Annotated in this window: 6 protein-coding genes; 3 read left to right on the plus strand and 3 right to left on the minus strand. The window is 36.9% G+C overall.

The features are described 5' to 3' along the window. The 3 genes from ACFIK8_RS06160 to ACFIK8_RS06170 form a co-directional block, all read left to right on the plus strand. Positions 1-340, plus strand: a 340-nt coding sequence (locus tag ACFIK8_RS06160; RefSeq protein ID WP_375644533.1) for a hypothetical protein, incomplete at its 5' end; no start/stop codon positions are given. 68 nt (positions 341-408) lie between these two features. Then, the gene (locus tag ACFIK8_RS06165) at positions 409-774 is read left to right on the plus strand and encodes a hypothetical protein (RefSeq protein WP_375635665.1); all 366 of its coding nucleotides are present in this window, start codon (positions 409-411) and stop codon (positions 772-774) included. 44 nt (positions 775-818) lie between these two features. Continuing rightward, positions 819-1,268, plus strand: a complete 450-nt coding sequence (locus ACFIK8_RS06170) for a hypothetical protein (protein ID WP_375635649.1) — start codon at positions 819-821, stop codon at positions 1,266-1,268. A 1,051-nt stretch (positions 1,269-2,319) separates the two neighbouring features. Here the strand turns inward: ACFIK8_RS06170 and ACFIK8_RS06175 are convergent. From ACFIK8_RS06175 to ACFIK8_RS06185, 3 genes are all read right to left on the minus strand, one after another. Further along, positions 2,320-3,078 carry a DUF4167 domain-containing protein gene (locus tag ACFIK8_RS06175; protein ID WP_375635648.1) on the minus strand — a complete coding sequence of 253 codons (759 nt, stop codon included), beginning with the start codon at positions 3,076-3,078 and terminating at the stop codon, positions 2,320-2,322. Positions 3,079-4,744: 1,666 nt separating this feature from the next. Beyond that, complete coding sequence (locus tag ACFIK8_RS06180; protein WP_375635647.1) at positions 4,745-5,188, minus strand: hypothetical protein; 444 nt, start codon at positions 5,186-5,188, stop codon at positions 4,745-4,747. A gap of 2,970 nt (positions 5,189-8,158) precedes the next feature. Further along, positions 8,159-8,665 (minus strand): hypothetical protein, encoded by a 507-nt coding sequence (locus ACFIK8_RS06185; RefSeq protein ID WP_375635646.1) that lies wholly within the window; start codon positions 8,663-8,665, stop codon positions 8,159-8,161. Positions 8,666-8,817: the final 152 nt, after the last annotated feature.

Here is an 8,817-nt window from a genome sequence, read left to right on the forward strand (position 1 = left end):
CATCTCAAAGGGGGAACGGACATCTCAAAGGGGGAACGGACATCTCAAAGGGGGAACGGACATCTCAAAGGGGGAACGGACATCTCAAAGGGGGAACGGACATCTCAAAGGGGGAACGGACATCTCAAAGGGGGAACGGACATCTCAAAGGGGGAACGGACATCTCAAAGGGGGAACGGACATCTCAAAGGGGGAACGGACATCTCAAAGGGGGAACGGACATCTCAAAGGGGGAACGGACATCTCAAAGGGGGAACGGACATCTCAAAGGGGGAACGGACATCTCAAAGGGGGAACGGACATCTCAAAGGGGGAACTAAAAAACTGTAAAAACGTTTAACGGTGAAGAAGCCCCTAGGCTGACAAATTGGAGCCCATGCTGTCAACCTCTCATTTGGAAAATAATTGATGAATCCCCTTGTTTTTATCCTCTTATTAGTTTCATGTACAGATGATTTCAATAGTTGCTATTCGAACAATACAATGGTTAAAATCTATCCAACGGCTCAAGCATGTGAACAATCCATGATACCGTCCACAAAAAATTTTGCATTTTCTGGACAACAAATTTTTGCCCAATGTATAGACGTCCATGCAGATTTACATCAACAAGAAGTAAAATTGATCTGGTCTGTAACAAACCGTGGAAATTTCCTGCTTAAAAGCCAAAATGAAAATAACAAGATATCTACAGTCCAGAAAGAAGGTATTTTACCAACATCGCTTCCTCTTTTGCATTCTTCTTCCACAAACCTCTTGCACAAAAAACTTTAAAAGCATAAACCCATCAGATCTCAAAAAAATAATCAATGAAAGACATGATGGATAATAAGCGAATGCAACCTTCAAAAGACCATCACACAGAGCAAAACTCTCTGCCTCAAGATCTCCCTTTAGATCCTGCTGTAGAACGAGTGAGAAAAAAACTTATGGGTTTAATGATTATTTCCGTTTTAATAACGCTTTTCCTTATTCTAACCGTACTGTTTTTAATTGTTTATAAAGTGGTCGCAACCGGATCAGCGCCAAAACAAACAGAGTTATCTTCCTCTCCCAGCAAAACCCCACACGTTATCAATCATACGCTCTCTCTACCGGAAAAAACACAGATTTTGTCGCAAAGCCTCTCAGAACACAATATTGTACTGAAAGTTTTAACCCCTGATAGACAAACAAAATTTATGATTTACAATTATCACACTGGTGCATTAATCGCCGTTCTTTCTGTTGAAACAAAAAAAGAAATATCGGAAACAATGCCTCATTAAGCAAACTAATATCACCACAAGCGCTTACATAGCATCCTTCAGGTTTAAACATTTTCCTCTGCTTCAAGATACGATCACTTGGGCGACGGCGCGTTTTTCTCTGTATCTCCTGACCTAATCTTGGAAAAGAAGAAACCTTTCTATCAACGCATTCCCATGCTTAAGCAAACTGACATCGCTTAGGAAAATTCTAATGAACGTACAAGAAAGACATCTTCTTGAGTGCAAAAATTCAACATATTAATTTAATAGTGATCATTTATTTTACATGTCGAACGAGAACCTCAAATACTGTAGGATTCTCCCCTTTCAAATCTGTTCATGAGAAACTGAATCAAAATCATTTGCTCACATATCCCAGCAAGGAAATGGATGAATAAAAATACCTCTTATGAATGATCCGGTATCAAAAGAAGAACTGTTGCAACATTGAAAATTAAAGCTATAACGCCCAGCTTACATCTTTTATTAAGCAAAGATAACCGATGGATTTCACATGATAGAATTCATGAGCACCATCGCAAAATGGGCATAAATACATTGAACAATATTAAATATAAGTGTCAATAAATAAAACAACGACATTGCGTTCTTTATACAAGAACTGTCTCTTAAAATACACGGATGTGCTTTTCTCTGTATTCCCTCACTTAAATCCCAGCAACGAGGCAATCTTGTCTGTCGACACCCTTCGTTAAGTTCCTAGGACTGACCGTGAAAATTCAAAGAAAGCGCAAAAAGCTTCTTGAGCATATATAATTTACCATCATGATACCAATAACATCATCACAAGCGCTTACACAACATCCTTCAGGTTTAAACATTTTCCTCTGCTTCAAGATGCGACCACTTAGGCAACGGCGCGTTTTTCTCTGTATCCCCTTACTTAAATCCCAGCAAAGGGGCAATCTTTTCTGTCAACACCCTTCGTTAAGTTCCTAGTACTGACCGTGAAAATTCAAAGAAGCGCAAAAAGCTTCTTGAGCATATATAATTCACCATCATGATACCAATAACATCACCACAAGCGCTTAAACAGCACCCTTCAGGTTTAAACATTTTCCTCTGCTTCAAGATTGACTACTCGGCGACGGCGCGTTTTTCTCTGTATTCCCTCACCTAATCCAGGCAACGAAGAAACCTCTTTTGTTGCTGTTGATGCATCTCCATTGCTCGTGCTTTCTGCTGTTGTAAGTGAAAGCTCAAGAGATGATTCATCTTGTTGGGTCCGTACAGTACGTCGACGGGGAGAACGGCGTGTTTTTTTGACAGGTTCAACATTTTTCTCAGAGTGACAGTGCTCTTGATCCGTTTTTTCATCCGATAGAGCCTCTAAAGCATTTTCACGCGCATCCCCATTTTGCGTTTTAGCATATTGGCCATTACCATTTTTTTGCGACGGCATCTGTAATACATCTGTATCACCCTCGACAGTATCCTTTTTTTCACCGTCAAGATTTATTTCACCGCATTCTTGCTCGTTGTTTTCATCACGATTTTCATCACCACGATTTTCATCACGTCGAACCGATTGAGACATTTGCCCAGCTGCTGCTAAAATAATACGCAAATAGTGCTCGGCATGTTGTAAATAATTCTCCGACATAACACGATCACCCGCACCTTGTGCATCACGCGCAAGGCTTATGTATTTATCGGCAATTTGCTGAGCATTCCCGCGAATTTTAACATCCGGACCGCTGCTTTCATAATTGCGAGACAACGGATTAGGACCGCGACGATTATTATTGTTATTACCATTATTGTTATTATTGCGACCGCGTACCCGTCTATTTTGTTGTGGCCTCATCTTTATCCCTTTTTGGAGTGTTTGTCTTAATGTATGTCTTAATTGACTCTTCCTCATTGCATTACCTTTTGATAATGCTAATCATTTTTAACATACGGTTATCAAGCTATCCGCGTTTATTTTACTCAAACGAACCCTACTGATATTGATAAAAGCATATATTTTCTTGAAAATCACAAAACAGCAGGGAAATCGTAAATCAAAAATTCCCTCTTTCTCTGTTAAACAGCAGAAACCTAATGATGTTCACATAAAATGCCAAGTGTTTTTTTTAAAATAAACCATATTTCACTAAAAAAATAATTATCTTGTGGAAAACAAAAAGGAAAACACACATACAACATACCTGACAAAGAAAAATTCCTGCCAGAGAATATTAGAAGCTTCCTTTTTTGCTCTAAAACCACCGCTCCTAAAAACGCCGATACCCTCTACCCCCTCGTGCATTTAACTCACAAGCACTTCCATCCCAACGAGTCACTGCGCGAACCTCTTTATCCTATGATATATAGCCTCTCTTCATCGCTAAAGCAACCCCTTGCGAGCGATAATCCACGATCGCTTCACAAAACCTCTTGATTTTTATAGATAGATTAATACGAAATATTATTCAAGCCCTATAATCACCAAGAGATTAATCTTCTTTCCTAAATAAGCCAGATACTATCAATTTCTATTTTAACCCATGGAGTTTTTAAATTAATCACAGTTTTTATTTATAACAAATTGAGCTTAAAAAGCAAAATATTTAAATACAAAAAAATATAAAATTATAAAAAATGACCAATATGTCACACTTTCCTAAAAATCAGCTTCTTCTCAAAAACTATCAATAAGAATGGCATAACGCATTTCCTCTCTTATCTTTTCTGATAAAGAAAACTGGAATTATAAAACAAGCACATTTGTAAACCCAGCACAGCACTTTACGCATGAAGCAGCCTTGAATGTTTATAAAAGGAATGTTTCTTTTTTACTCATTTTTGTCATTTCTATTGACTTACGCCCTCAAAGAACGAAGGTTCTCAAGTCACACTGCTCTGTCAACAATCAAAATTCTTGTAAAATTCGTACACTGAATTGATTTATAATGATCATTCATATTTTTTGTGTTGAGTAAGAAAACTTAATACCCTAGGATTTTTCATCCTCAATTTGTTTGCTATTGAATCAATCTCTTTTTCTTTCATGTTACACACGGAAAAGCCTGTGTGGAGTAAAAACGATAAAGAAAGGCTAAAAGTGCCTCTTATGAACCATCTCTAAGGCTCAAGGGCTGTCAGCAAACACCATTGAAAGCTCGCAAAGTGTAAGTGGTACTTGGGGCTTACTCTTGTTTGAAACGTAAAGATGAACATGCTCTATAAATTTTATACACTTCATGGGGGCTTTACCATTATACCCTTCACCAGAACCATTACGAAATGGATTTCCCACACCTGTTATTTCCCTTAAAAAAGCTCAACAAATCCTCCTAAAACTCCACCACGCCCCCTTAAACATTTCAAGGAGGCATCCATGCCTTATGTCGCCACATCTTAAATAAGAAGTGTGATATAACAAGATAAATAAATCAAATTGCTATTGGTCTCGAGGCAGATCGTAATTTAAGAGGTTTTTATCTTCTCATCAAAATTCGCATCCTTTTAACTTTCCGTATAAAAACTTAAAAGTAATTGCGTCTTTTGCCTTTTTTATTTTCTTTTTCATTGAGAAAACAATCGCGTAAGAGAAAATAATTTCCATCCCCAGGTCGTACCAACGTCAAACATTGTTTTTTTGCAGTATCAGAAAGCTGATCCCACATTTCACGAATAGCAAAATAGGCCTCACTTTCCAAATTAAGACAATGCTGATAGACTTCTCTTTTCATATCGGGCATAACGGAAGCAGAAATTTCCTTGCAATATACGCGCAGATCAAAAACAGGAATAACCAATTCAACGGGTGCTTGTTGTGTTATTTTTTTATGAGAAGAAAAATAACTGATCACCTTTGCAACAACAAAACACAAAATCACTACACAAAAAAGTATTATGCAAACAAAAGCAATCTTGCGATATAATCTTTTGAAATAAGCCTTTTGCCTTGCACGGATTCTTTTTTCCATAAAGATTGTACCCTTTAACATCCCAAGAGAAGCTTTTACAGCAAAAAATGATAGAAGCATCTGTATACACAATACAGGTTATAGCGGCAAACGATCAAGACTCTTATGTCAAAAGACTCTCTTTTTTATCGTATAAAATTTTTGTGAAACACTTTTCTCATGCCCTTTATGAAAAAATAGGGATTATAATTTTCTTTCATCACCTTAAAAGACGAAGATTCTTCATCCATGAAGCTCTATAAACAATTCGTCTTCTTTAAGATATATCACATTGATTTATAAAGAGTATTTATTGTTTTGCATATTGAATGAGAGACCCGAATACCATAGGATTTTTCATCCTCAATCTGTTTGCTGTTGAATAAAACTCTTTTTCTTGCATGTTACACGCGGAGCTGGCATGTGGATTAAAAACTGTACAAAAAAGGCATATACCTCTTATGAATCGTCTCACGAACCAAGGCTTTCGTAACATTGGGAGTTGGAAAAATATATGAGAATACCAACCTGCACTTTTATGAAGCATAAAGATGAGGGAGATACCTTATAAGTTTTATACATTTCATAGGAGCTTTACCCTTATACCATTGACGAGCGTCCTTGTGAAAGGGACTTGGGAGTGAGATATCTCTTTAAAACAAGTCCGTGAATATGCAATAAATGTATATTCGAAGACAAATAATATTTTGAGCATTCTGTTTTTATGTGAGAGGTATGATCCCAAAAAGACACGCGATACACAATGGCATAAGGCATTATCTTTATTATTAAATAATATTGCTATAGATAGTTTTGAAAATTATAAAGCAAAAAAATGATAGCACAAAGAGTGATTAATATGCCTTTATATTTTTCTCAATAAGGCTGTCTCTCTATTTCAGCAATCACTCAAATACAGCCCCCATCTGTCATACATAAAGTCTAGCTTACAAAAGCTGGAATCGCTCAGAGAGTTTTGCCCTTCTGAATCCGTAAGGCTCTCATTCTTCTTTCTCTCAAACATGCTGTAGCGTTGAGATTTGATGTTGTTTGACAAGCAACAAAAAAGCTCTGCACTCTCTTAAGAAAACAATGCCTTAAGATTACACACATAATGGATTAGAAAGATGTCCTAGCTTTTTATCAAACATGCTGTAAAACAACGAGCGTAACATATTGGCTTTTTGCTTGTCCCAAAATGTTCATCCTAATTTCTTGCCTCCAATTCCCTTGCCTACAATTCCCTTGCGTCCTATGCATAAAGATCAAGTTGAAGGAAATATATGGACAACCCTGAACTCGAAAACATGAAAGGACGACGTGACAGAGTTTCGCGTTCCTTTGTCATGCAAAAGCATTAGACATTCTGAAACAAGCACACTTGCTATCTCGTAATGATTTCTTTTTTCTGCTATCGGTCAAATCCCTTTATTTAGAGAATTGGCTATCACAAGTTATGCAACAAATAGCGCTATATGCAACAAACAGAACCTGATTTATATCCGCATGGAATTCGTTCCAGTTTACATGATTGGCTCGCAAAATCCACTTGACTTTCCCCTTTGTCTTTCCCCCTCATGGGATCTCTATCACCATAGAACAAAAAGCGATATTTTATGACGCTTTATGGACAAAATCCCCACCGCCCGAAGAGTTCATCACATGACGAAAAAAACACTCCCCATATTCACCACACACAAACACTTCAATATATAAAACTTACATGCCTTCTATCACCGCACTCTCAAAAAGCAGCACGACAACAAGATAAGAAATTATTGATGTAAAACTCCAAACAAAGAAAAGAACGGACTTTCTAATCGAGATCAACAAACACTGTAAAAGACACATTTGCATTTTTGATCATGCGGGCATGCATGATAATTGCCCTTCAAGTGCGCCACCATTTTACGCTTCACCCATATCACTCTCCGTCAAACAGTAACAAACATTCTTTAACTATTCAACGCCCCCCATTATAATCAACGCAAAGAAACTAAACAGGTACCTGCATTTTTATTTTGAATCTTCCTCACTGAGATAAAACACACATGGTTTAAGTCCATAATTATAATAAAATCCGTTCTTTTACGCTTGTAAAAGATAATTTTTCTTAACTTGCATCCACCACTTCAAAAGACGAGGCTTCACCCAATCTGATCTATTAATAGCTCGGATTATAGCGGGGTCCATTTAGCTTTCCCACATGTGATTTACTTAAACTTAAAGCTCAACAAATAAGCCCTGCCTTAAATATTTGGCACACCTTTAAAAACACTTTTTGTGTTATTTAGGCTCTTACAAAGAGGCTTGCCTTATATCATCACACCTGAAAGGACAGTATTTACAGTATAAGCAGGATAAGACAAATCAACAACCGCTTGTACAATCTTGTTTGATAAGAAAACAAGTGAAATTTTAGCCTTCAAGCCTGCTCAAACAGTACAACATTGCTCTTCTTTATAAGAAAAGATATAATGACACGCATTTTTTTCTTATAGGAATTTTTTTGCTTTTGTTCTTGTAACAATTAAAACTTTCTTTTTATGGGATTTTTGGCAAATTAAAATTGCACTAAACTGCTTTTTTTCTCTTTTAAAAAAGCGTAGAAACAGCAAATTGTTTATAAATTTAAAATCATTGAACGCTCTATCCAAACGCTTTTTAAAATTATTGCAAGATTTTTTATCGTCTACAAACTTCTTTTGCCACGCGTTTCTGTTTGGGCACAGCTCCTTTCTCTGTAGGCTTTAAAAACTTGCCCTTAGATTTCAATATGCGCCCTAATCTCCCCAACAACTCATGATCAACTTTCCTGCAACAACGCTTCTCTTTTTATTAAAACTAGACTCTCTATCAATTTTTACCTTTTTTTAACATCTCAAACAGAGTGCAATTCCACACCCCACCGAAGATATAAATAAGGTGCATCTGATCTATAGCTTCAACCCATACCTATTGTTATAATCAGTTTGTTATGACCACTCTTTTCTATTTTTCCTTTTTAAACAAAGAAGAAATCCCTCTAGACTGCTCAACACCCATGTATTGACTAACATTACTGTGTATTTCTAGCGGCTCATGTGCTGTAAGTTTTGAAACAAAAGAGCTGTAGTCTATTTTTGGCGTCTCGTTTATTGGAGAAAAAAATATGTCTCCAGCGGACAATGCTTCTATTTTAAATTCTGATCCGCTCACTATACTGCTCGATGTCGTTATTCCAGCACTCACAACATTATTAATACTGTCTTGATTCTCTTTTTTCGTATTTTTTTTCTGTTCGACCTTGGTAGGATCCAGAGTATTTAATTTTTTTTCTAACGCATCCATGCGCTTTGCTAAAGCATCCATGCGCTTTAAAATTTTTGTAATATCTTCATATGCTTTCTTCAATAATGCGTTTAAAGGAGCATGTCCCATTCTTCCGCTAGCATAAAGAACCACACGAATACATTCAGGATCATCAATATCAGCAATAGAAAATGGAAAAAGTGCCATTATATCCCCCTTTTTGATAAGCTAAACGCGTATTAAGCATTTGAATATCTTTTTCCGTTGTACGGCTCTTGCATTCCTCAGACAACCTCAGACAACCTCAGACAACCTCAGACAACCTCAGACAACCTCAGACAACCTCAGACAACCTCAGA

It is taken from the genome of Bartonella sp. MR168JLCBS, from assembly GCF_042194175.1.

Excerpts from the sequence above, each read along its gene's own strand:
- ACFIK8_RS06170 (WP_375635649.1), top strand. The coding sequence starts at position 819 with ATGATGGATAATAAGCGAATGCAACCTTCAAAAGACCATCACACAGAG.
- ACFIK8_RS06175 (WP_375635648.1), bottom strand. The coding sequence starts at position 3,078 with ATGAGGCCACAACAAAATAGACGGGTACGCGGTCGCAATAATAACAAT.
- ACFIK8_RS06185 (WP_375635646.1), bottom strand. The coding sequence starts at position 8,665 with ATGGCACTTTTTCCATTTTCTATTGCTGATATTGATGATCCTGAATGT.
- ACFIK8_RS06165 (WP_375635665.1), top strand. The coding sequence starts at position 409 with ATGAATCCCCTTGTTTTTATCCTCTTATTAGTTTCATGTACAGATGAT.
- ACFIK8_RS06180 (WP_375635647.1), bottom strand. The coding sequence starts at position 5,188 with ATGGAAAAAAGAATCCGTGCAAGGCAAAAGGCTTATTTCAAAAGATTA.